Source organism: Sporosarcina sp. UB5 (assembly GCF_050859005.1).
GTDB lineage: Bacteria > Bacillota > Bacilli > Bacillales_A > Planococcaceae > Sporosarcina.
On record NZ_CP125984.1, the window covers coordinates 501,544 to 524,835 of the forward strand.

Here is a 23,292-nt window from a genome sequence, read left to right on the forward strand (position 1 = left end):
CCAAATTGCTCATTTATACTAAATGGAAAACGTCGACATTTTCGAAAGGGGAAGGAAAATGAAACTAGGAGCATTTTCTGTAAGTCTAACGGTCAAAGACATTCACAAATCTAAAGCATTTTATGAAAAGCTTGGATTTCAAACGTTTGGAGGGGTTATCGACGACAGCTGGGTCATCATGAAAAATGAGAATTGCACGATCGGGCTTTTCCAAGGGATGTTCGAAAAAAACATTCTCACATTTAATCCTGGATGGAATCAGAATGCAGAAAATCTTGATTCATTTACGGATATCCGAGACCTTCAAAAGCAGCTGAAAGAGGATGGGGTTCAACTGTTAACCGAGGCAGATGACTCGAGCACTGGGGTTGCACATTTCACGCTTGAAGATCCGGATGGCAATGTCATTCTTGTTGATCAACATGTAAATCGCCCTTAAAAAATAGAGAGCTAGACAATTTCCCTAACGGAAGCTTGAAACTAATCGCCCCCAATTCCGTATAGCTATCAATAGATACTAAAAAGGTGGTGGCGAAATGGGATTTAATGCGTTCGATGATTTCATGTTTACGGCTGGACCAGTTTTTATTTTCGTCATTTTTGTTATTGTAATCGGCGGAATAATCGTTGCAATCGTTAAAGGTGCTGGGGAATGGACCGCCAATAATAGCTCGCCCCGTTTGGCGATACCTGCACAAGTAATGACGAAGCGAACGAATACGTGGGGCGGCAGCGGTGACTCTTCCGCGCACACAGATTACTACGTTACGTTCCAAGTCGAGAGCGGCGACCGGATGGAGCTGAAGCTGTCCGGAAGAGAGTACGGCATGTTAGCGGAAGGCGACCTTGGCATCCTCACTTTTCAAGGTACGCGGTATTTAGCATTTGAACGAAAAAGCATAGCAGATTGAATAACATCCATCCTATTGAGTTACACACTCAAGGATGGTTTTTTTATACCTTTTTCTCGCTCCGTTTCCGGTGCCTATTTCAAGTGCCTGTGCATGACACATTTATGACAATTCAACGTTACGAATAAAAATTCATATTATTTCACCCAACTACTTTATAAATCAACCTCTCTGAAAAAAATTATACAATTGTATTGTATTTTCGGAATTGTTTGCTGCACAGGCACCGCAAAAGGTTGATGAATTACCTATATTTTGTCTTTCTTGTAGTTTTTCCAATATTATTATAAATATAGGATTGATTATTTTCTGTAACTTTGATACCGTTACCATTATGACATGCTGGTAGTTTTATAAACTCAGAGAGTAGATTGTGAGGTCGACTCGTTGAAGAAAAGCATGCGTATATTTATATTTTGCAGCAAGGGGGATGAAATGAATGACAGTGAAAATGAAGAAGGAAGACTTGCCTGTCGAGCGGGAGTTGCCTCGTAAGACGGACGGTCAGCTGGATTATGAACGTATTATTGAAACGGACGAGTTCAAGTATTTAGTGAAAAAGAAGAAACGTTTTATGACGCCTTATGTTATCGCTTTCTTTGTACTTTATTTGGTACTCCCGGTGTTAACGGGATACACAAAAATTCTAGAAACACGGGCAATTGGCTGGCTGACATGGACGTGGGTTTACGCCTTCGGATTGTTCGTCATGGTATGGGTGTTCACCCAGATTTATGTGAAGAAGTCGAGAGAGTTTGATAAAGATGCCGAGCAGTTGCTTGAAAAGCACATTCGGAATTAAAGGGGGAATACTTCATGGGTCTATCATCGTATTTAATCTTTTTTTCAGTTATTTTATTGACACTTTACATCACATATTGGGCAGCTAAACAAACGACGACTGCGAGTGATTTTTATACTGCTGGCGGATCGCTGACAGGGTGGCAGAACGGTGTTGCGATTGCAGGAGATTATTTGTCAGCCGCCTCGTTCCTAGGAATTGCGGGTGCGATTTCATTGAATGGTTTTGACGGTTTTTATTATAGTGTTGGTTGGTTAACCGCTTATCTTGTTGTTCTGTTTTTAATTGCGGAACCGCTTCGAAACTTAGGGAAATTTACAATGGCCGATATGATCGGCGCACGTTTTGGCGCGAGGAAAGTGCGAGGAGCTGCGGCACTCAATACAATTACAATTGTTCTTTTTTATATGCTCGCACAACTCGTTGGTGCGGGAGCACTTATTAAATTGCTATTTGGCATCGAATACTGGCTATCAGTTCTTATCGTCGGTGTGATGATGATGATTTATGTATTATTCGGGGGAATGACTGCGACAAGCTGGGTGCAGATCATTAAGGCGGTATTGCTCATGGTCGGGACAACCGTTATTTCGTTCCTCGTTCTCATGAAATTCAATTTCAATTTCATTGGGATGTTCGATACGATGCGGACAGCGACGCCACACGGAGAGGCGTTTCTCCATTCCGGTGTCGTTTATAAAGATCCGATCGGACTCATTTCAGTGCTGCTTGCGCTCGTTCTCGGAACTGCGGGACTGCCGCATATCCTTATGCGCTTCTTTACAGTTAAAGATGCGAAAACAGCACGCTCTTCTGTCGTGTATGCAGTGTGGATCATCGGAATTTTCTACGTCCTGACGATTTTCCTCGGATTCGGTGCCGCCAAATTCGTCGGCAGGGATGCGATTATCGCGGAAAACTCGGCGGGTAATATGGCCGCTCCGATGCTTGCAGGAGTGCTTGGCGGGGATCCGCTTGAGTCGTTCGTTGCAGCCGTTGCATTCGCTACAATTTTAGCAGTCGTTGCAGGGCTTGTACTTTCTGGTGCATCGGCCATTGCGCATGACATTTATACGGAAATCTTCAAAAAAGGCAAAGTGACACAAAAGCAGCAAGTAATCGCAGCACGAGTTGCCGCAATTAGTGTCTCCGTCGTTTCCATTTTGCTTGCGCTCGGATCGGAAAAACTCAACGTCGCGTTCCTCGTATCGCTCGCATTTTGTATTGCCGCGTCCGCGAACGTTCCGACGATTTTGTTCACGATTTACTGGCGTAAATTTAATACGACTGGCGCGGTTGCATCGATGTTGACAGGGCTTATTACGGCTCTCGTCCTCGTATCGGTCAGCCCGAACGTCATCAATCCGGTCGAAGGTGCTGCATTCTTCGTCGGCGAACCGCTCTTCCCGTTCGTCAATCCGGCAATCATCTCGATTCCAGCTGGATTCCTAGCTGCCATTATCGGCACATACGTCGGTGCGAAGCGAATCGAAGCCGACGAAATATCTTATGCGGAAGTTCGTTTCAAAGCAGAAACAGGATTCCGCGGAGTAGAAAGCTAAGCATTGAATTATTTGTCTGAATGACATACGGAAATTACGGAAAGCCTTCGGAAACAATTGTATCGTTTCCGAAGGTTTTCCTATTTTTCTCCGCCAATTTTCAAAAAAACCTCAGTCGAATTCTCAACCGAGGGTGCATAGTCAATTATTAGCGCGTGTAAGAAAGGACTGCGTTGTGGAATTTCGGAAGAACTTTCACTGCCTCGTCTCTAGTTGCAAACTCAAAAATTCGGTAGCTCTTCTGTTCAAATACAGTTAGTACCCACATTATGCATTCTCCTTTTCCATTTAATTAGTCAAGTAAAACGCCTTCGCCTTACTTACTACCCATTTTACCCTTCTTACGAGAATACAAAAGGTACATGTGAATGCTTTCACAAATCATTCAAAAAGACAACGCTTACAAATGGACTTTTTGTGAACACGAAAAAAAAGTCTTGAAATTGTGTACTAGTACAGAATCCAATCAAAAAACAGGTGCATAAAAACAGGTGCCTGTGCAAGACACATTTATGACAATTCACCTGAATTAATATTCATGCACATAGTAGCGAACAGAGACTAATTAATTCAATAGTTAGTGAATATCAATATACAATTGTAGTGTATAATCTGAATTGTTTCGCGCACTGTGCACAAAAAGATTCTGAATCATTCAGTACACAGTGCGCGAAACAAATTAAAAGTTTCAGGCAATTAAAAGATGCCAATCGAATGAAAATCCGATTGGCACCGTAAAAGTACTTTTTATTATGAAAGAGCTACGCCTTCTCTTTTCATTTGTGTCATTTGATACGGGTCGAGCAAACGGTTAAGTTCATCGAGTGTGAGCACGTTGTAACGCAGGCAAAGCTCTTTGATCGGTGTACCTGTTTCGAACGATTCAAGAGCGATCTTCGATGACATTTCATAGCCGATGTATGGCGTGAGCGCTGTAATTGTGCCGACGCTTCTTTCCACATAGTCTTGCATTTGTGTGACGTTCGCGGTAATGCCGCTAATGCAGTGCTTGCGGAACACTTCGAGGCCGTTGTTCATAACCGTCAATGATTGTAATAAATTATAGACGAGCACAGGCTCCATAACATTCAATTCAAATTGGCCAGCTTCTGAAGCAAGGCTAATCGTATGGTCGTTACCGATTACTTGGAAGGCAATTTGATTCATCACTTCTGCCATAACCGGGTTTACTTTCCCTGGCATAATGGAAGAGCCCGGTTGCCTTGCTGGAAGATTGAGTTCATTCAGACCGGCTCTTGGACCTGACGACATGAGTCGCAAATCATTTGCCATTTTCGAGAGATTGATCATGCAAATTTTCAAGGCAGAAGACAACTCTGTATACGCGTCTGTATTTTGTGTCGCGTCAACTAAATTGTCAGCGGATTTCAGCGGTAGGCCGCTATTTTCCTGCAAATGTTCTACTACCGTTTCAATGTATCGTGCATTTGCATTCAGCCCCGTGCCGATTGCTGTTGCACCCATATTAATATCGGAAAGGTTAACTCTTGTCCTACCAATCCGTTCAATATCACGTTCAATAACACTCCGGTAAGCACTAAATTCCTGACCTAGCCTAATTGGAACAGCGTCTTGCAGATGGGTTCTTCCCATTTTAATGACTCCGTCGAATTCCTCTTCCTTCGCCTTCAGCTCTTCGACAAACAGCTCCATCGTTTCAAGTAGCTCATTGACCATTTGTAAGGTCGCAATTTTAATCGCTGTTGGAACGGCGTCATTTGTCGACTGTGACATATTTACGTGGTTATTCGGGCTAATGAAGCTATAATCGCCTTTTTCACGCCCCATCAGTTCAAGTGCACGGTTCGCGATTACTTCATTCGCATTCATGTTGAATGAAGTGCCTGCCCCACCTTGAATCGGATCGACGATGAATTGGTCCGTCAACGTTCCGTCAATTACTTCGTCTGCAGCTTTAACGATGGCAACCCCCACGTCCTCAGGCATGTCATTGACAAGCACATTTGAAATAGCTGCCGCTTTTTTCACAATTCCGATTGCGCGAATCAATTCCGGATGCATACGCTCTTTCGTTATTGGAAAGTTTTCAGTCGCCCGGATCGTTTGAATGCCATAATATGCATGATCGGGAACTTCTTTTTCCCCTAGAAAATCCTTTTCGATTCTTCCGGTTAGCAAGTTCATTTGTCCCTTATCCTCTCTTTTTGAAGATTGCCAAAAAGGCGTACGATGAATGTGTGCTGAGCAAGTATATTTCCTGCTCAACTCCTTTTTCATCGTACTCCTTTTGTGTGAAGAATACTATATTCTTTTTATTAGTTTGCCATTTTGACAAACTTTATTGCTTGTCGCCAATATGCTTCAAAGCCTCACGCCTACTTAATGGCTTCAGCGTATGTTCTTCGACAAATTGCTTCACGATAATTGGATCCGTTTTTGCGTACTCTCTCAATACCCACCCGATTGCTTTTTGAATGAAAAACTCATTTGATCCCACATGCTGTAAAATGATTTCAAATAACAGATCTGTATCCGTTTCTCCTTTAAACTTTAATTGATGTAAAATAGCGGAGCGGTTTGTCCACATATTATCCGATTCCGACCATTCAAGCATCACGGCTTTTCCGTATGCTCGATCCAATTTGACTACTTGCCCAACTAGATGCGGTGCAATTGCATCGACACTATCCCACCACGATTTCGTTTCAATGAATTTTAATAACTTCGGATAATCCTCGGTAGTAAAGTGTTTCTTCATTTTATCGAGCAAAGCAATAGCAGCGTACTGATATTCCCGCTCGGGTAATGAATACAATTTCCACGCCTCGTCAAACACTTCGTCAACTTCAGGTAATGCATATTCCCGAAATTGTTCACGTAACAACTCTTTTCGCAGCGGACTTTTAATGCCTAGAAACGGAAAATGATGTTTCATATACGCTTTCATCGGATCAGCATTTTCAACGTTCCGGCACATTTCAAACTTCTCGATAATTCCCTTATGATCCCATCGCTTTTTCACTCACGTCACCTCCATCTAATTTCAATTATCGTTTTATCCAAAACCTCCGTACGACGTTGCCATGCGGTTCCGTAAAACTCTCGTCTTCAACTCCACCATTGTTGACAATGACAGCCGCCGAACCGATATTGTCTTCATTGCATGTGACTAATACAGAACGAATGCCTAACTCGTCCGTTATATGTAATGCTTCGGACAACAAATACGTCGCATACCCCTTCCGCCGTTCGGACGGGCGAATCCCATAGCCGATATGACCACCGACTTGGCGCAAATAATCATTTAAGCCGTGCCGGATGTTGACCATTCCAACGATCCGCTCATCGTTATCGACGAGGAAATAATTCGTACTCAGCATCCGGTTGCCTAGGCCTGCTTCCTTTGCCGCCAATTCCTCTAAATACAGTTCGTAAGGAATGCCCTCTTGCAACTGAAAGCTACTAGGCGTCATCCGGTCTTCATCCCACTCTTTCATATACGCAATATGTTCCTTCTCCCACTTCAAGGAAGGTCTTTCAAGACGCATATCCACTCCCCCAATCATTATGCTCATATTATCACTTTAGTATCTCAATATTCCGTCAGAAATGAAACTATTAATCGTGCTAGCATTTTACAGTCATTTCAAATTATAATAGTAAGAATATTACATCCATTAAGAATGGAGGAGTAGCATGTACACATTGTATTGCCGAAGCTTCCAGCGCGTCATGAAAGTGACTTCCTTTTTCCTGCCGTGGCGGGAACCGAAAATAGTCGAAGGAGAAAATAGTTTAGCAAAGTTGCCGACGTTAATTAAACGCGAAGGCATTCACACGATTTTGATCGTTACGGACAAGGGAATTACCGCAACAGGCCTCATGGACGTCCTCCTAAATGGATTGCGAAACGAAAGAGTCGATTTCATCATTTACGACAAAACGGAACCGAATCCAACAATCGATCATATCGAGGAAGCGTTGCAGCTCTACAAAACGAACCAATGCCAAGGGATCATCGCGTTCGGCGGTGGGTCGCCGATCGATTGTGCGAAAGGGGTCGGTGCACGTTTGGCGAGGCCGAATAAGACGATTCCGCAAATGAAAGGCATTTTAAAAGTGAATAAAAAAATACCGCCATTGTTCGCGGTGCCTACAACGGCTGGAACTGGCAGTGAAGCAACACTCGCCTGCGTCGTTTCCAACAGGGAGACGCATGAGAAATACGCATTAATGGACACCGCTCTCATTCCTCATTTCGCGGTGCTCGATCCACTTCTCACCGTGAAACTGCCGAAGCATATAACATCAACGACTGGAATGGACGCACTTACGCATGCTGTCGAAGCATATATCGGCAAAAGCAACACGAAACAGACGAAACAATGGAGCATCGATGCAGTGAAGCTCATTTTTGAAAACCTTTCCGAAGCTTATTCCAACGGGGAAAACATCGCCGCGCGCACAAATATGCAAAAAGCCGCCTATCTCGCGGGAAAGGCATTCACACGCGCCTATGTCGGCAATGTCCATGCAATCGCCCATACGTTGAGCGGATTTTACAACGTGCCACACGGACTCGCCAATGCCGTCATTTTACCGTATGTCCTCGATTTTTACGGCCCATGTATACATGAACCTTTGGCGGAGCTAGCCGAAGCAGCTGGCGTTTGCGAACCTTCCGACTCCACCACGGTGAAGGCGACGAAATTCATCCAAGCAATTAAGGACTTGAATGAAAAGATGGAGATCCCGCCAAAAGTGGACTGCATTCTCGACAGCGACATCCCGCTCATGGCAAAACGCGCGGCACAAGAAGCAAATCCGCTTTATCCGGTACCAATGATTTTTCGTAACGAGGATATGGAGAAGCTACTTCGAATGATTCGTGCTTAATGACAAGTTCATTCAAGGGAACTTTGCCTTTCATTCGTAGGCCCGTCCTACACACGAGTTTTCCGTAATAGGCATATACTGAGGCATCGAAGGAATACGGAGGTTGCCTATGTATTACTCATCTTATCCGTATAGTTTTTATTCCCGGCAACAAGCTTTCTTACCAGTTCATCCGGCATATATAGCGATGCCCTCACGCACATTACAAAACGGACAAAGTGCTTACCCGCCAGTCGATACACGGAAATTTAATAATTCAGCGAAACGGTTTAAGGAAGTGATGAATCAAGCAAATCGATTCATCGATACATTGAATGGTTCAAATGACTTCGCCCGTAGGTTTATGGACGCCGCACAGCGGTCAGACCAACAGGAGGTCGAACGGCTCGTCCGCTCGACTGGTGTTACAATTAAGTTCACGCTCAACTATACACCTTCCGGCATAAGAATCGACTTCAATAACAAGGATGCTCAGAACCTATGCTGTACAATGCGAATGGAGCTAAGCTGGTAAAATCGCTGAAAAAGAAAAAGGAAGCCAGTTAAACGTACTTGGCTTCTTTTTGTTCTGGCTAACTTTTTGTAAAATTCCACAAACAATATAGTTCGAAAATATGTTATACTCAGTCTACTATTATATTTAGAACACTGAGGTTTTGAGAATGAAAACTTCTGGCCTGAAAACGCTTACGTTAAAAACAAAGCTGACTCTTCTTATCTTTACGCTTTCCTGCTTAGTTATCCTCTCTTTCGGAATTCTTTTCATTTCTATTCTAACGGATTCAGTAGAGGAAGAGATTGGCAAGCGTGCATTAAGTGTTGCCGAAACAGTCGCTTCCATGCCTTCCATTCGAGAGGCGTTTAACGCTGAGCAACCTGAAGAAACGATACAACCACTAGCGGAGGAATTACGGAAGAAGTCAGGCGCACAGTTTATCGTTGTTGGTAATATGGATAGCATTCGGTACTCTCACCCATCTGTGGACAAAGTCGGGCAGACAATGGTGGGCGGTGATAATGACCTTGCTTTACATTACGGGATGTCGTACATTTCCAAGTCTGAAGGAACATTAGGACCGTCGATTAGAGGTAAAGCTCCGGTATTAAATGAGAATCAAGAAATTATTGGCATCGTGTCGGTTGGCTTTCTGAATGTAGAGGTCGAAGAAATTGTTCAAGCTTACGAAAACAAGATTTTCTTTCTCATCTTTCTAGTCCTATGTTTTACAATCATCGGTTCACTTTTCATCGCGAAAAACGTTAAAAAATCTATTTTCGGATTAGAACCTGCCGAAATCGGCCTACTCTTTAAGGAAAGAAGCGCAATCTTACAATCGATACACGAAGGAATTATCGCCATCAACGACAAGGGGCATATTACATCTATTAACGAAGCTGCCTACAATATATTAGGAATTGAACCGTGTAACAATCATTTAAATACGCATATTAAAGACTTGCTTCCTAATACAATGATGCTAGAAATTTTGGACAAGGGCACTAGTGAATACAATGAAGAATTAAAGTTTGGTGACAATGAAATTATCGCCAGTCGTGTCCCAATCATATCCGCGGACAAAGTAATTGGGGTCGTTTCAAGTTTCAGAAAGAGGACAGATATTGAACAACTATCTAGGGAACTATCACAAATTCAGCAATACGCGGACGGATTGCGAGCTCAAACGCATGAGTATTCGAATAAGCTTTATACCATTTCTGGTTTAATTCAATTAGGGTCTTACCAAGAAGCATTGGAGATCATTCAAAAAGAAACGATTGATTATCAAGAGTTTATTCATTTCTTATCGGAATCTGTCCACGATCCTTTGCTTAGTGCAATTTTGCTCGGTAAATATTCAAGGGCACATGAACTGCAAGTGGATTTTATCATCTCTAAAGAGAGCTCATTGCAAAACATTCCTAATGATATTCAACGAGATAAGCTTGTAACGATATTAGGGAATGTATTGGATAATTCGTTTGAAGCCGTCTTAGAATCGGGTCGTCATCGGAAAGAGGTCCATCTATTCATGACCGACTTAGGTAATGATTATATTTTTGAAATTGACGATTCGGGGAATGGGGTAGATCCGGAACAAATTGATCTTCTATTTACAAAAGGGTTCAGCACAAAAGAAGGTGTTGATAGGGGACATGGACTTCATCTTGTGCAGCGTGCCCTTACTAGTCTGAATGGCTACCTTACAATGACTGAAAGCAAGCTAGGTGGTCTCTCTGTAATGATCGTCATTCCAAAAGGGGAAGGGATAACATCATGAAACAAATTAGGGTATTAATTATAGAAGACGATTTCAGGGTCGCTGAAATCAATAAACAATTCATTGAAACGATGGAAGGGTTTGAAGTGTGCGGAACCGCCTTGACCATTCATGAGGGGAAAACCAAATTGCTAGAAACGACGCCTGACCTCGTTCTATTAGATGTCTATTTTCCAGATGGCAACGGAATTGAAATGATACGTTATATTCGAAACCATCATAAAAACACCGATATTATTCTGATCACGGCAGCGAAAGAGCTGAAAACCGTGCAAGAGGCTATAAGGGGCGGTGTTATCGATTATATTATTAAGCCGGTCATGTTGGATCGGTTCCAACGGACATTGCTGAAATACGCTGATTACTGGAAGAAACTAAAATCCATTCCTGATGATGTGAATCAGGAAAATGTCGACGCCCTTTTGAACAGCATTTCGAAGGACTCGAAGGCGGAAATTGAAATGCCGAAGGGTATCGATCCTCTCACCCTCGAAAAAATCCAAGACAGGATTATTATGTACAAAAACAAAGGAGTCACTGCCGAGGTTCTAGGCAAAGATGTTGGGATTAGCCGGACGACAGCTCGTAGATACTTGGAGTATATGGTATCGAATGGAATTATTACTGCTGAACTATCATACGGTCAAGTCGGCAGGCCGGAACGTGTCTATAAAACAACTAAAAGCTGAGAAGACGAAAGCAAATGCATTCATCTTCCCATTGTATTTATGCCTTCCCAATAGTGTTCCGTTTCGAAATCCGCTCGATAATTACGGGTGCAAATAGAGATAAGGCTGCGATCCCAATTAATACTGCCGAAATCGGACGCTCTAAAAATATCATAAAATTACCGCTTGAAATTGTCATCGCCTGCCTGTACGACGTCTCCATCATGCCTCCAAGAATGAACGCCAAAATGAATGGGGCTGCCGGAAAGGATAGAAGCCGCATAGCATAACCGATGACGCCGAAAATAATTAATAAATATAAATCAAATGTATTGAAGCTGACACCATACACTCCGACAAGGCAGAAAATGAGAATAAGAGAAATTAACATGCCCTTTGGTATATATAGGATTCTTGCAATGTATGGAATTAAAGGTAGATTTAAAATAAGCAACATGACATTCCCGATATACATACTGGCGATAACTCCCCAAAACACATCAGGATGGTCGCTCAGTAACATCGGACCTGGTTGAACGCCAACTACTAATAAAGCTCCCAACATAATTGCAGTCGTCCCGGAACCTGGAATTCCAAGGGTGAGCAATGGTACGAAGGAACCGCCAGCCGCTGCGTTGTTTGCAGACTCAGGAGCAGCGACACCTACGATGTTCCCTTTTCCAAATGACTCAGGGTCTTTCGAAAGCTTCTTCTCTGAAATATAGGCAAGGAATGATGCAATTGTTGCGCCTGCTCCAGGCAACACACCTATTAAAAAGCCAAAGACGGATTGCCTTCCAACTGGCACTGCCATCTTCTTTGCTTCCGTTTTTGTAATTCGTAAGCTACCAATATTACTTCCACTTTTGAATAGGCTTTCCTTACGGGAAATAATAAGTGACGTCACTTCTGCCAATGCAAAAAGCCCAAGAGCGATCACGAGAAAGTCAATTCCATCATAAAGCTTTACATTACCAAATGTAAAACGCTGCGTACCCGTCTGGCTATCAATGCCAATCGTCGCAACCATAATACCAGCACAAGCGGATATAAACGCTTTAACCGTTGACCCGTCGGACAAAGAAGAAATCGCCGTCAATCCAAGTAACATGAGGGCAAAATATTCAGCAGGCCCGAACGTCAATGCAACTTTTGACAATTGCGGGGCTACTAACATGAGACCAACTGTCGCAAACGTTCCCCCGATAAAAGATGCAACGGCCGCGATCGCCAGTGCCTTTCCTGCTTTCCCTTGCTGCGCCATCGGATAACCGTCAAACGTTGTCGCGACTGTAGATGCTACTCCCGGAGCATTTAATAGAACGGAAGATGTCGACCCACCAAAAATCGCTCCGTAGTAAACCCCTGCCATTAGGATTAACGCCGAAGCAGGATGCATCCCGTAACTTAACGGGATCATTACAGCAATAGCACTAATAGGTCCTAAACCCGGTAGCATACCAATAACTGTCCCCGCTAAAACCCCAATGAACACGAACATAATGTTTTGCCAGGTGAGGGCTACTTCAAAACCGTAAAGAACACTTTGTAATGTATCCATTATGCTAAACGCCCTCCTTTAAAAGGGTAAAATTCCTTGCGGCAAATAGATTTTGAGTAAATAGTTGAAAGCAAAATATAATAATAATGTAAAGATAACTGACACGATAATATTCCGTTTCAAATTCATATAACCATACATTCTCATCGTCAACACTAAGAAAATTACTGTTGATAAGACGAATCCAATGATTTCAAGAAAGAATACATAGAGTAATAACGCGCCTAGTGTCACTAGTAAAAGGATGACGTCCTCTTTCTTAATATTTCTCTTCTGCTTTTCCTCCTCTGTTTCCGGTCGATTTTGAATGAATAAAAGGATTGCTAAACCGAACAGCAAGAACCCTAAACCTTTCGGCAAAACATCCGAATCCACCTGTGAATACGGATAGTCAGGTAGCTGAAAAGCCAATAACAAATAGATAATAGAGATTGCCATAAGGACTACGGACACTTTACGATCCATTGTATGTAAGGACATTGTCACACCTCTTTCAAGCTTTTAAAGGAGAAGGAGGATGGTGTCAAAATAGCCATCCAACCTTCTAATAAATTATTACCTTAAGCCGATTTCTTTCATTAACGCTTCCATCTTATCGTATTCCTCATCAAGGAATTTGCTGAACTCCTCACTACCCATCCAATTCGACAACCAGCCGTATCGGTCGAGCTCCTCTTTCCATGCATCCGTTTCAACCATTTCTTTCAATGCGTTCTCATAGAATTTTGCAGCTTCAGGGCTCATCTCTTTAGGCCCCATAATTCCTCTCCAAACGACGAATGTGTCGTCAATCCCTTGTTCTTTCAACGTCGGGAAGTCAGAAAGCACTTCACCTTCAAGTCTTTCCTCAGACGTAACACCTAACACCCTCACATTACCAGCTCTCACTTGCTCAACCGCTTCTCCTACCCCAGTTGAGTAAACTTCAACTTGCCCGCCAAGAAGCATCGTCATTCCTGCTCCATCCTGGGCGGAAACGTATTTAACCGTCTTAGCATCGACTCCTGCAGCACTGACAGCTTTGATGAACTGCATATGGTCCATACTTCCTGGCGCAGAGTCACCGACAACTGAGATAGAAGATGGATCTTTTTTCATTGCATCTACAAGATCATTCATATTTTGGAATGGTGAATCCGCTTTTACGATAAATGCAGCGTAATCCGCAGTAAGCGCTGCAATTGGCGTGAAGTCTTTATGCCCCAAATCGGATTGGCCATTCAAAGGAACGAACATAATTGGTGGTGATGTTGGGAATAAGAGATGGTCGTCAGTTTTTTTGTCATTCACATACGCCCATCCGATAGCCCCTCCGCCACCCGGTTTATTTACAGCGGCAAATCGTTGGTTGACGATCTTCTGCTCTTCTAACACTTTAGCTGTCGCTCGTGCTGTTGTATCCCATCCGCCTCCAGCTCCGGCTGGTACGATGAATTCAATAGGTTTGGATGGCTTCCATTCGCCCGAAGCGGAACTGGCCTTATCATCGCTACTACATGCTGCCATAATCGATGAAAGAGCCAAAATAGCCCCCACTAGTAATGACTTTGTCCTTATTTTCATTTTGTTCCCCCCTAGTAATTTTGGTTCTCTTCCATTATAGTAAAGCGCTTTCACTTTAAAAGATTTTGAATATAATGAGTTTATTGTTCATTGAATACATTTTGTTCATAATGTTCACGCATATAAAAAAACAGGAAGAGTTAGAAACTCCACCTGCTTTCGTAATCGCTTAGTTTTCTTCTGTTAAATAAAACTGCAACGTATTTTTCGTTACTTCTAAATTCCTTTTAATATGTTCCCGCATCTCATTTTCCACGCCAATCCCGTCACCTGCCCGGATGAGATCCAATATAATTTCATGTTCTTGAACGGGAATGGAAGGTATGTACGTTGGATTCTTGTACCCACCTAACCTCCGATATCTTTCAATAAGGCTATCTACTTGTTGCAAGAACCGCTTAGCAGTTTCATTGCCGCTTAATGAGTAAAGGACCGCGTGGAATTCACTACCATACTTCACTGTATGTTCTTTACGTCCCTGCTCCGCAGCAAGCTTCATAAGTAGAAGAATATCCTCCAATTGATGCAAGACCTCTTTGCACATATTTTCCGTAGCATCACGTGCCAAGAGCCCTTCTAGCACTTCTCGCACCTTATAGATTTCTTCCGCTTCGTTTAATGAAATCGGGGCAACGCGCATACGACCATTCGGCATCTTATCGATAAGCCCTTCTAATTCAAGCCGGTAAAGAGCTTGCCGAAGGGGCGTTCTACTTACTTTAATATCATTGGACAGTTCTTCTTCAACTAATTGCTGCTCAGGAACATAATCCCATTCGATAATTCTGCGCTTTATTTCCTCATAGGCAATATCACTGGAAGACATCCGCTTGTCGTTTGTCATCCTATTCATATCCACAAATCCTTTCATTGTTCCGCCAGAGCTAAAAATGTTTTCATCACTGTAGGCAAAATGCCACCATTCTTAAAGTAGTCCATTTCGACTCTACTGTCCAATCTCACTATTGCCTGGATTGTTGAAACTTGCTTTCCTTCATTATATATAGCGATGTCGACCAATTGTTTTGGTTTCCAAGTGGACGGATCTCCAATCACTTTGAATTGCTCATGTCCAGTTAATCCAAAACTTTTAGCTCCTTGCCCTTTTAAAAACTGAAGGGGAAGTACACCCATTCCGACTAAGTTGCTACGATGAATTCGTTCGAAGCTTTCCGCCAGTACGACTTTCACACCGAGCAATGCTGTACCTTTTGCAGCCCAGTCCCGTGAACTTCCAGTTCCATATTCCTTTCCCGCTATGACGAGGAGAGGCGTACTCATTTCCTTATAGTTCATTGCCGCTTCGTAAACCGACATAATCTCTCCAGATGGAAGAAATTTTGTGTATCCTCCTTCCCGGCCATCCGCCAGCTGATTGCGAAGCCTAACATTTGCGAATGTGCCTCGCACCATGACGTGATGGTTGCCGCGCCGAGCACCGTATGAATTGAAATCTCTAGGAGCAACACCTTGTTCCTTTAAATACCGACCAGCTGGCGTGGAAATTCCGATTGACCCAACTGGAGATATATGATCGGTCGTAATAGAATCACCGAGTAGGAGCAACGCCCGCATCTGCCCAGTTAATTGACGATCACTCGACTCCGATATTTGGAAGAAGGGGGATTGTTGAATATAGGTCGACGCTTCATCCCATTCATAGACAGGACCTGCTTGTGAGCGAATCGCAGCCCAATCTTCATGATGAAAAATGTTCCGATATTGATCCTCGAAAAGACTTTCATTCAACACAGTATTCACGATTTCTTCAATAACGTCGGAGGATGGCCATAAGTCATGTAAATAGACCGGATTGCCAGCTACATCTTTTCCGACCGGATCCTTCGTCAAATCAACCCGGACTGAACCTGCCAATGCGAAAGCGATTACCATCGGAGGAGACGCCAAATAGTTTGCTTTAATGAGCGGATGAACGCGACCTTCGAAATTCCGGTTGCCACTCAAAACAGAGGAAGCGATTAAATCATTGTCTTTTATCGCCGATTCAATATCTGGACGTAACGGCCCTGTATTTCCACAACAAACCGCACAACCGTATCCGTCAACATAGAAGCCAAGCGTTTCCAAATACGTGAGTAAGCCTGACCGCTTCAAGTATTCCGTCACTACTGTAGAACCCGGGGTCAAACTTCTCTTAACAAAATCGGGAACTTTCAGCCCTAGCTCAACAGCCCGCTTCGCGACTAGTCCCGCCGCAACCATGACCGATGGGTTTGACGTGTTCGTACAGCTCGTAATTGCGGCAAGCACTACTGAGCCCGTCTTCAATTTCGTCCCATCTTGTAATTCAACCGTCTTTTCAATCTCATCTGCAGGCTGTCCGTATCCAAACGATTCTACAGGCAGACAAATTGCATTTTCGAAATTCCGCTTCAATCCACCAAGCTCAACTAAATCTTGCGGCCTTTTCGGACCTGCCAAACTTGGATGGATTGACGATAGATCTAATTCAATTACTTCCGTGAAATGAGGTTGCGGTGATTGATCATTTCTAAGAAGCCCTTGGGAAGCATAATAAGCTTCCGCAAGAAGAGCATATTCCTTTCTGCCCGTGTTCTTTAAATAGTCAAAAGTGACCGTGTCCGCAGGAAAAAAAGCCATCGTCGCACCATATTCAGGTGCCATATTGGCGATCGTAGCGCGGTCAGCAAGCGGGATTGACGTAAGAGCGGGACCAGTAAATTCAACAATCTTCCCGACAACTTGATGGGTGCGAAGTAAGTTCGTTACAGTTAACGCGAAATCGGTTGCGGTCACTCCCTCTCGCAAGGAACCTGTCAATTTCACACCAACAACTTGCGGTACATTCAAATAGATTGGTTGGCCAAGCATCGCGGCCTCCGCTTCAATTCCGCCAACTCCCCAACCGATAATGCCGAGGCCATTGATCATCGTCGTATGTGAATCTGTTCCGACCAATGTATCTAAAAAGATGGTCGCTGCCCCTTCCGTCCGCTCAGTTTGAACGCCGGTTGCTAGGAATTCCATATTTACTTGATGGACGATACCCGATGCTGGTGGGATGACGGTAAACCGATTGAATGCTTGTTGCGCCCACTTCACAAATTGGTACCGTTCTCCGTTCCGCTCGTATTCACGACGTAAATTCATTTGAAAAGAGTCTTTACTTCCTGTCGAATCCATAATGATCGAATGATCGATAACGAGATCTACAGGAATTTGAGGGTTAATTGCCGAAAAATCTCCCCCTTTTTCCTCAACTGCGCTTCGCATAGCTGCCAAATCGACAATTGCAGGTACTCCGGTAAAGTCTTGAAGAAGAACTCTTGCAGGCTTGAAAGGGATTTCTTTATCCGTAAATTGGGATTCCTTCCATTCCAACAATGTTTTAATATGCTCTCCCGTTATATGCGTACCGTCGAATTGGCGAATGGCACTTTCGAGTAAAGCTTTAATCGAATATGGCAAACGGCTCGGACATTCAAAACCGAGACTATTCAATTTGGCGATGCTGTAATACGTATACGTTTTTTCGCCCAACTCGAGTGTGGATTCCAATTTCTTTTTGAATTTCGCGGTGTCCATCATCATCCTTCCCCCTCAATCCAGGATCGTCTTGGCAATCGATTTATCCAGCTCTTCATACTCAAAATAGTTAATTGTCTCATACAGTTCCTTCCGTGTTTGCATCTGATCTAAAGCATCCTTTTGGGAACCCGTCTCACGAATTAAGCGATAAACATCTTGAATCGCCTTTGCCGCGATTCTTAAAGAAGTGACCGGATAAATAACGATCTTATATCCCCATTCCTCGAACTGATCCGCTGAATAATAAGGAGTTTTGCCGAACTCGGTCATATTAGCGAGCAAAGGAGCATCCACTTCTTCAGCAAACCTTCTAAATTCCTCCTCTGTCTGAAGTGCTTCCGGAAAAATCACATCCGCACCCGCGGCCAAATATGTCTTCGCTCGTTCAATTGCAGCATCCATCCCTTCAACGCTCTTCGCGTCTGTGCGAGCGACAATGACCATATTGGCATCGGCTTTTCTTGCAGCTGTAATTTTTTCAACCATCGTCATTGGGGAAACTAGTTTCTTTCCATTTAGATGTCCGCATTTTTTCGGAAGATCTTGATCTTCAATTTGAATCGCGGCAACGCCGACCTCTGCTAATTCACGTACCGTCCGCGTCACGTTTAAGACACTGCCAAATCCCGTATCAATATCGACGAGCAATGGCATTCCCGTCGCGCGTATAATTTCCTTTGCTCTTCCAGCGAGCTCCGTTACAGTGAACAGTCCAAGATCCGGCATCCCTAAACTGGCGGAAAATGCTGCGCCAGATAAATAGAGGGCGTTGAAACCTTGTTCTTTTGCCAATAAAGCGGCCATGGCATCATGGGATCCCGGCAACTGCAAAATCCCGTCACCTTTTAGTAGCTCCCTCATTTCAATGGCAGGATGTACGCCAACATTCCGTACTAACCAACTCATGCAAAAACCTCCGTTTTCACTACAAAGCACTTCATTAACTCGGAATAATCCTCGATTTCATCTAACTTACGTAATAATGCTATTCCTATTTCACGTTCACTAGCGTCTAAGAAGCTATCGGTTAGTCGATAAAACTTTTCATTTATCTGTTCATCCGTAAATGGATTTCCGCTATGTCCCGCTGGATGTTTAACTATTTCTCGTAGCGTTCTGCCATCTTTCAATGTAACTGTAATTCGATTCGGATTTCCGTCCGGATAACCAGCATTCATTTCTTCTGTCACTTCGATCGTCATGAGGGACTTAATACGTTGAAGCGTCGACTCTGTACGCAAGCGTTGTTCAGCGAACGTATCGATAGTGATTTCTCCATCTTCCAAAGCAGCCATGACGATGAACGGCAATGAATGATCTGCAGTTTCACGTGTTTCAGGAGCCCATTTTTGTTCGTCCTTCGCAAGGATATCGAACGCCATTTGAAATGTCTCAATATGGATTGACTCGATTTCATCTAGCGAATCAATTTGCTTGTGCAGAAGTAACGCGGCCTCGATAGCACTTTGCGTCATATATTCGACCGCCCAATTTTTTACGTATGTTTTTAAAATAGCTTCCGGGCTTGTAATCTCTTGGAACTTTGCAGCAACTGCATCTACATCCAACTTTCTATTTAGCATTTGGTAATTTACGCCCATCGTTCCGACGATTGGTTCGTACGGCCCCTTCATTCCACACTCTGCAAGTTGCAAAGCAAACACAGCATTCCGTGCCGCATTCGCTGCTGCAGCAGCCTTCCACATCGAAATTTCACCATTGCGCGTTTGCCTCATCGCTGCATGTGGCACAATTGCGAGTGAGATCGCTTGTTCCGTCTGTTCTTCATTGAACCCTAGCAGATTTGCTCCTCCGACTGCTGTAGCCAACGTAATATAATTGACGTGGTCCCACCCATTCGACTTTAAGCTTGCGCTATCACAAAAATTAACCCCGACTTCATAAGCAACAGCAATTGCAGTAATTAACTTTTTCCCTGATAGTCCTCTCTCCTCTGCAAGCGCAAGCAAAGGTGCGATGACGTCGCTCGGATGTAACGGCTCGACAGATAAATACGTGTCGTTATAATCCAAATAGCGGACAGCCGTTCCATTGGCAAATGTCGCATAATCGACGGCCACTTTTTCAGTAGTTCCAATTACCGTTGCGCCTTTCTCCTTTTCATATCGAGAAGCCAATTTCCTCGCAGCCGTAGATGCATCGTATTGATAGCCTGAAATGAGACACGCAAACGTGTCGATTACCCGGCGCTTCACTTCATTAATAACATCTTCCGACAATGTTTCATATGTGATTCGATTAGCAAACGATGCTAACGTATTTGTAATTTTATCTGTCATCGAAATTACCCCCAATTTGAATTTCGGGAATGAAAAGATCCCCGCTCATTATCCTTCTTGCTGTACGATCAAGACCGATAGATTCGACGTCCTGTATATCCGGCGTCAGCCTGACTCTAACTTCCGCAACTCCATCAGGATGTCCAATCCGGATAATCCTTTCTTCACTGGAATTGGACATTCCGGAACAACGATTTGGAACTGTTCCTGAAAGAAGCGTTGCTGCAGCTAAGTTGTACAAACCGCTTCCCGCAAAGGTCCGATGAAATCGGTTCATGGATACCATCTTTGCTACGATGTCGACCTGCTCACTTCGAATGGTTACTCCTGAAGTCGTGACATAATCGATCGGCGAACATACGATTGCAATCTTCGGGATTGCTTTTGATATCTCATTCTCTGCAGAAGTTCGTGTTAACCCCATTCGATAGGAGCCTTCCCTCCGAACTGTTTCGAGCATTTCCAATAAATTCGTACGTACTGATAAGTCATCAAATAATTGTTTTCCTTCGACTCCTAAAGAGCCGGCTTCAATGTAAATAAAAGGATTAACAAGATCAATGAGAGAGGCTACATACGTTTTTCCTCCCACACTTAGGTCAGTCACCGTTCCACAAGGCAATGTTTTCCCGGTTTTCCCACCACCCGGTGCAAGAATATCTACGATAATCTTAGCCCCAGAACTCTTCAAACCTGGCATCTCATGATCTCCCATTACCTTTGCACTCGAACCATTCACTGGCACTTGTAAACGAATTACTTTCCCGATATTCGTATTAAAGGCACGAACGATGATCGATTCAGCACCATCCGGCACGTTAACTAATCCTTCATCCACCGCAAAGGGACCAACCGCACCCATCAAATTCCCACAAGTCCCTTCCGAATCGACAATCTCTTCCGCAATTCCAATCTGATAAAACGTATAATCGATATCTGCCCCTTCTATGGAAGGTGGCCCAATAACGACTACTTTGCTCGTATGCGACGTTCCACTTCCAAGCCCATTCACTTGGGAAGGATTATAAGCATCGATACTTTGCATGAAGATCCATTCCCGTTCCTGCCTATTTTTCGGCAAATCCTTTTCATGAAAAAACAGTCCCCTGCTCGTTCCACCCCGATAAACCGTACACGGTATAGCAAATTGTGACACATCACCACCCCCTTTTGTATAATTGTATACAAATATACGAATAGATACAAGTTAATAAAATGAATGCAAATAATATTCCGTCGATTCATGCTTACAGTAGGCGAAATTAACAGAAGATATATTCTTTATTTCCCCTCTAATAAAAACAAATACCGAACCGATATAACATACGGTTAGGTCAAATTACTTATATAACATAAATTGGATAGGCAAACTTTGTAACTAGTGAATTTTACAAGAGAAGAGGAGCATTACTATGAAGCAAACTGGCTTTAAAAGTATTCGAAGCAAATTACTAGTGGCATTTTCAATCGTTATTTTATTAACGATGGGATTAGGTATTTATAATTCCATATCGATTAAGAGAATTAACAGTACGACAGATACATTAGTGAACCAAGATGTTCATTTATTATCCGTTGATCAGCAGTTGGCGACGTTAATGGCAAACCGTGTCGGAGTGACGCGTGCATATGTATTGTTTGGTGACCCGATGTACAAAGATTATTTCAATGAATACTCGGAAGCGAGCGAAGAACTCCAAAATATGACACAGGCAATCGGAACGAATGAAGAGTTCCGCCAGTTGCTTGAGGACACAGTAAATTGGCGCAAAGATGTAGAAAGCAAAGTATTTGGTGAGTACGATAAGGGGAATATCGGGAAGGCTCGTCAAAATTTACGGGAACTAGAAAGTCTCGGAGCAGAACTACGTATCGCGTATGAAAACGCCGCCACGATACGGGAAGAAAATACAATTTCTAAAGGGCAGGATATTATCGCAAGCGGGAACAGCATGTTTACATTTAGTATTATTGTTACGTCTCTCGTCTTAATTGGTAGTATTGTGGCAGCATTGGTTACTTCCAATATGATTACGAAACCACTCGTTCGAGTAATGAATCGAATGAAGCTTATTGCCGATGGAGATCTAAGTGGAAAGCCTTTAGCGATTCATTCCCGGGATGAATTGGGGCAACTCATTGTTGCGACGAATGAAATGTCAAACCATACACGGGAATTATTGAACCAAATTAGTAATGTATCTGAATCTGTAACCGCGCAAAGCGAGGAATTGACTCAGTCAGCAAGCGAAGTGAATGCAGCGGCTGAACAAATTGCTGTGACGATGCAAGAGTTAGCATCCGGTATTGACGGCGAAGCGAAGAGCGCTTCAGAACTTGCATCTGCGATGGAGTCGTTTACTATGAAATTGGATGAGGCAAACCATAAAGGGGAGGCCATTCAGCAAGCGTCGCAAGGTGTTCTTGAAATGACGAATGTAGGGAGTCAGTTAATGACTACGTCTACAGACCAGATGAGCAGAATTGACGATATTGTGCATGATGCTGTCGAAAAAATTCAAGGATTGGATGCACAATCACAAGAAATCTCTAAACTAGTCGATGTCATCCAGGAAATTGCAGACCAAACGAATTTGTTAGCGCTAAATGCGGCAATCGAAGCGGCACGCGCTGGCGAACATGGCAAAGGCTTCGCGGTCGTTGCCGAGGAAGTGAAGAAACTTGCAGAACAAGTGTCCATTTCCATTACCGATATAACGAGAATCGTCAATACAATCCAAAGAGAGTCGAGCATTGTCGCGACGTCCTTACAAGATGGATATGTAGAAGTGGAAAAAGGAACGGAACAATTGCAGGAAACAGGAAAAACGTTCACTGAAATAAGAGAAGCAATTATCGAAGTCGCAGGCCATATTTCAACCGTTTCTGAAAATCTAGCGGACATTGCGGCGAACAGCGAAGAGATGAGTGGCTCCGTCCAAGAAATAGCAGCTATTTCAGAGCAATCGGCTGCAGGTGTAGAGCAGACATCCGCTTCCGTCCAGCAGACGAGCAGTTCAATGGAAGAAGTGGCAGGAAGCTCTGCCCAACTCGCCCAATTGGCTGAAGACTTAAATGGCCATATTCGAAGATTTAAAGTTTGAGGGAATCGTTTCCTATAACGATAAAAACGAATAAGTAATTGAACTGCACCCCAATTGTTAGACACAATAGGAGGTGCAGTTTTTTAATGCCTTA

20 protein-coding genes are annotated in these 23,292 nt (G+C 43.4%); 9 read left to right on the top strand and 11 right to left on the bottom strand.

Annotated features, from left to right (window positions below):
• Positions 1-58: 58 nt before the first annotated feature.
• The 4 genes from QM454_RS02715 to QM454_RS02730 all read left to right on the top strand — a co-directional run bounded on the left by QM454_RS02715 (position 59) and on the right by QM454_RS02730 (position 3,275).
• Entirely contained in the window at positions 59-439 is a 381-nt protein-coding gene (locus QM454_RS02715) for a VOC family protein (RefSeq protein ID WP_432361246.1), read from the top strand.
• 97 nt (positions 440-536) lie between these two features.
• On the top strand, positions 537-911 hold the full coding sequence (locus tag QM454_RS02720; RefSeq protein WP_432361249.1) for a DUF2500 domain-containing protein: 375 nt from the start codon (positions 537-539) through the stop codon (positions 909-911).
• A gap of 439 nt (positions 912-1,350) precedes the next feature.
• The gene (locus QM454_RS02725) at positions 1,351-1,713 is read left to right on the top strand and encodes a DUF485 domain-containing protein (RefSeq protein WP_432361252.1); all 363 of its coding nucleotides are present in this window, start codon (positions 1,351-1,353) and stop codon (positions 1,711-1,713) included.
• Positions 1,714-1,727: 14 nt separating this feature from the next.
• Positions 1,728-3,275 (top strand): solute symporter family protein, encoded by a 1,548-nt coding sequence (locus tag QM454_RS02730; protein ID WP_432361255.1) that lies wholly within the window; start codon positions 1,728-1,730, stop codon positions 3,273-3,275.
• A 750-nt stretch (positions 3,276-4,025) separates the two neighbouring features.
• Here QM454_RS02730 and aspA read toward each other — a convergent pair.
• The 3 genes from aspA to QM454_RS02745 all read right to left on the bottom strand — a co-directional run bounded on the left by aspA (position 4,026) and on the right by QM454_RS02745 (position 6,805).
• On the bottom strand, positions 4,026-5,441 hold the full coding sequence (gene aspA / locus QM454_RS02735; protein WP_432361258.1) for an aspartate ammonia-lyase: 1,416 nt from the start codon (positions 5,439-5,441) through the stop codon (positions 4,026-4,028).
• A gap of 154 nt (positions 5,442-5,595) precedes the next feature.
• Entirely contained in the window at positions 5,596-6,279 is a 684-nt protein-coding gene (locus QM454_RS02740; protein WP_432361261.1) for a DNA alkylation repair protein, read from the bottom strand.
• Positions 6,280-6,304: 25 nt separating this feature from the next.
• Entirely contained in the window at positions 6,305-6,805 is a 501-nt protein-coding gene (locus QM454_RS02745) for a GNAT family N-acetyltransferase (protein ID WP_432361264.1), read from the bottom strand.
• 148 nt (positions 6,806-6,953) lie between these two features.
• Between QM454_RS02745 and QM454_RS02750 the strand changes: the two genes are divergently transcribed.
• From QM454_RS02750 to QM454_RS02765, 4 genes are all read left to right on the top strand, one after another.
• Entirely contained in the window at positions 6,954-8,153 is a 1,200-nt protein-coding gene (locus QM454_RS02750) for an iron-containing alcohol dehydrogenase (protein WP_432361267.1), read from the top strand.
• 109 nt (positions 8,154-8,262) lie between these two features.
• On the top strand, positions 8,263-8,667 hold the full coding sequence (locus QM454_RS02755) for a hypothetical protein (protein ID WP_432361270.1): 405 nt from the start codon (positions 8,263-8,265) through the stop codon (positions 8,665-8,667).
• A gap of 148 nt (positions 8,668-8,815) precedes the next feature.
• On the top strand, positions 8,816-10,432 hold the full coding sequence (locus QM454_RS02760; RefSeq protein ID WP_432361273.1) for an ATP-binding protein: 1,617 nt from the start codon (positions 8,816-8,818) through the stop codon (positions 10,430-10,432).
• Complete coding sequence (locus QM454_RS02765; protein ID WP_432361276.1) at positions 10,429-11,121, top strand: response regulator; 693 nt, start codon at positions 10,429-10,431, stop codon at positions 11,119-11,121. Before QM454_RS02760 ends, QM454_RS02765 begins: the two co-directional genes overlap by 4 nt.
• 37 nt (positions 11,122-11,158) lie before the next feature.
• Here the strand turns inward: QM454_RS02765 and QM454_RS02770 are convergent, their stop codons facing one another.
• From QM454_RS02770 to QM454_RS02805, 8 genes are all read right to left on the bottom strand, one after another.
• Positions 11,159-12,661, bottom strand: coding sequence for a tripartite tricarboxylate transporter permease (locus tag QM454_RS02770; protein ID WP_432361279.1), 1,503 nt, complete (start codon positions 12,659-12,661; stop codon positions 11,159-11,161).
• Positions 12,662-12,679: 18 nt separating this feature from the next.
• The gene (locus QM454_RS02775; protein ID WP_432361282.1) at positions 12,680-13,141 is read right to left on the bottom strand and encodes a tripartite tricarboxylate transporter TctB family protein; all 462 of its coding nucleotides are present in this window, start codon (positions 13,139-13,141) and stop codon (positions 12,680-12,682) included.
• A 75-nt stretch (positions 13,142-13,216) separates the two neighbouring features.
• Positions 13,217-14,224 (bottom strand): tripartite tricarboxylate transporter substrate binding protein, encoded by a 1,008-nt coding sequence (locus tag QM454_RS02780; RefSeq protein WP_432361285.1) that lies wholly within the window; start codon positions 14,222-14,224, stop codon positions 13,217-13,219.
• A gap of 169 nt (positions 14,225-14,393) precedes the next feature.
• Positions 14,394-15,077: a GntR family transcriptional regulator gene (locus QM454_RS02785; RefSeq protein ID WP_432361288.1), complete on the bottom strand. Its 684-nt coding sequence runs from the start codon at positions 15,075-15,077 to the stop codon at positions 14,394-14,396.
• Positions 15,078-15,091: 14 nt separating this feature from the next.
• On the bottom strand, positions 15,092-17,791 hold the full coding sequence (gene acnA, locus QM454_RS02790) for an aconitate hydratase AcnA (RefSeq protein ID WP_432361291.1): 2,700 nt from the start codon (positions 17,789-17,791) through the stop codon (positions 15,092-15,094).
• A gap of 15 nt (positions 17,792-17,806) precedes the next feature.
• The gene (gene prpB / locus QM454_RS02795; protein WP_432361294.1) at positions 17,807-18,700 is read right to left on the bottom strand and encodes a methylisocitrate lyase; all 894 of its coding nucleotides are present in this window, start codon (positions 18,698-18,700) and stop codon (positions 17,807-17,809) included.
• Positions 18,697-20,094, bottom strand: a complete 1,398-nt coding sequence (locus QM454_RS02800; RefSeq protein WP_432361297.1) for an MmgE/PrpD family protein — start codon at positions 20,092-20,094, stop codon at positions 18,697-18,699. Before QM454_RS02800 ends, prpB begins: the two co-directional genes overlap by 4 nt.
• The gene (locus QM454_RS02805) at positions 20,084-21,250 is read right to left on the bottom strand and encodes a PrpF domain-containing protein (RefSeq protein ID WP_432361300.1); all 1,167 of its coding nucleotides are present in this window, start codon (positions 21,248-21,250) and stop codon (positions 20,084-20,086) included. Before QM454_RS02805 ends, QM454_RS02800 begins: the two co-directional genes overlap by 11 nt.
• Before the next feature lie 256 nt (positions 21,251-21,506).
• Here QM454_RS02805 and QM454_RS02810 point away from each other — a divergent pair, with 256 nt between their 5' ends.
• Positions 21,507-23,198, top strand: coding sequence for a methyl-accepting chemotaxis protein (locus QM454_RS02810; RefSeq protein WP_432361303.1), 1,692 nt, complete (start codon positions 21,507-21,509; stop codon positions 23,196-23,198).
• Positions 23,199-23,292 lie beyond the last annotated feature (94 nt).